Origin of the sequence: Acidimangrovimonas sediminis (genome assembly GCF_002871005.1) — a bacterium.
Lineage (GTDB): Bacteria > Pseudomonadota > Alphaproteobacteria > Rhodobacterales > Rhodobacteraceae > Acidimangrovimonas > Acidimangrovimonas sediminis.
In genome coordinates, this window is record NZ_PHSN01000081.1 from 1 (window position 1) to 787 (window position 787).

Annotated in this window: 1 protein-coding gene; it reads left to right on the top strand. The window is 60.9% G+C overall.

The features are described 5' to 3' along the window. Positions 1-473: hypothetical protein (locus tag CVV76_RS25105; protein WP_158243250.1), on the top strand; the 473-nt coding region annotated here is incomplete at its 5' end. Between the last annotated feature and the right edge of the window lie 314 nt (positions 474-787).

Consider the following 787-nt stretch of genomic DNA (forward strand, 5'->3'; position numbering starts at 1 on the left):
CGCTTTATCTCTATTACGCCGTCTATGCCGCCTCGGCGCCGGCCATCCTCTTCGCCAGTGTCGCGATCATGACCATGAAGTTCCTCCGGACCAGATCGGAATACTTCGACGTGACCCGGCCCGGAAAAGGCACGCTGGCGGGGACGATCTTCTTTACCCTCGGCGCCGGGATCCTCTTTTTTACGGGGCCTGAGCCCTATCTCGGCCTGTCGTTGGGGCGATATGGATACTTGCGCTTCAGCCCGGATCTCGTTGGGGCGTTCATATTCGCGGTCCTTCTCTGGCTTCCGGTCGTGGGTTGGTCACTCCTCATCGCCGCGGCTTTCGGCAGAGCAAGGCTGCTTGTCGACCACCTGCTCTGGCGACGCGACAGCCAACGGCGGGAGCGAGACAGGATACGCCGCCGTGAAGCGGCGAGACGAGATCGGCTAAAGCCCCACGGTAAAAGCACTGAGCCGCCGAACCGCGACTGACGTGACGCGGTGGCCCGAGGTGTTTGTCGGTTTCCACCTACTGCACGCGACTTGCGCATTCTCTATCGGCTATAGGGAGGATGGCCCTTTCCACAATCGGTCGTGGTCCTTTCACGCCGGGAGAGGATCAACGCTGCACAGGTATCGGGTGCAGGTTCTTCCGCGTCCGATTTGGACAATCGAGAAACGTGAATGGCCGCCGCGGGATCGCAGCGGCCATTTGCGCTTTCACTCGTCGTCGGTGGCCAATTCGACGGTTTCGGGGGTGGAAACACATTGTTCCGTTGGCTGTGTCCCAGATGCCGGAATGCGTC